This window comes from Barnesiella sp. An55 (assembly GCF_002161555.1).
Classification (GTDB): Bacteria; Bacteroidota; Bacteroidia; order Bacteroidales; family Barnesiellaceae; genus Barnesiella; species Barnesiella merdipullorum.
The window spans coordinates 1-917 of the sequence record NZ_NFHZ01000044.1; the positions used below are offsets into that span (position 1 = coordinate 1).

At 40.1% G+C, this 917-nt stretch carries 1 protein-coding gene; it reads right to left on the reverse strand.

Annotation, left to right across the window (positions count from 1 at the left end; translation table 11 throughout):
• A partial coding sequence (locus B5G10_RS12475) for an IS982 family transposase (protein WP_087425047.1) occupies positions 1 to 812 on the reverse strand: 812 nt, incomplete at its 3' end.
• Positions 813 to 917: the final 105 nt, after the last annotated feature.

A 917-nucleotide genomic window follows, 5' to 3' on the forward strand; every position in this document is an offset into this window, starting at 1 on the left:
TTTACGATAAAATTATCAAAGCTCCTGTGTCTTGAATGTTCCACCTGTGCTATATTCTTAAGTTCGTCATTGACAGTCTCGATAATGGCCCGTTTTCTGAGTAGCAGTTTGTCTGAGAGTGACATCAAGGCTCCTTTCATATTGCTTTTCAACTTGGTTATAAGTTGTATGCCGTCCACGAACAGTCTCTCAAAAAGATTCCTGCCGATGTATCCCTTATCGCCGACAAGCTTTCCATAGATGAATTCCACAAAGGCTTTGTATTCAAGGGGTTTACGGTCATCCACATCACCCGGAGTAATCATAAAATTCAGGAGCTCTCCACGTTCGTTGCATATGAGATGTAACTTGAAGCCGAAGAACCAGCCCATGGAACATTTACCTCTTTGTGCTATTCCTTTGAACGTCTTATGGATATGGATTCTCTGGTTCCTGCATACCCGTAAAGGAGTGGAGTCAACGAAGCTGATACCTGTGCATTTGCCTAAAAGCACCTTCTTGATGAACAGGGCCAATGGGATGGCCACTTCTTTTTCCAATTCTACAAAACGGTTATAGGAGACGACTTTTGGAAAGAGATGGCGCATATGACGGCAGACCTTTTCCACATAGAAATGTTTCAGACAACGGTAGCCCGAGTCATGGAAAAGTATCATTATGAGCATGATTTCTGCCTTTGACATGGTTGAGGAACGGTGATATGAGCGTTTCATGACAGGTTTTAGCGTATATTTTGACATCATTGCATCAAAAAACTTGCAAAAATCATCTGCCATACAAAATAATTCTATAACTTTGCTTTCGGTGATCATAGCGATTATTGTTTGTAATTCTTTGTAATTCAGTACTATAAAGATACAACAATTTTCGCTAATCACCAAATTTACAAACACTTACAATTCGTCGAACTCACGTTA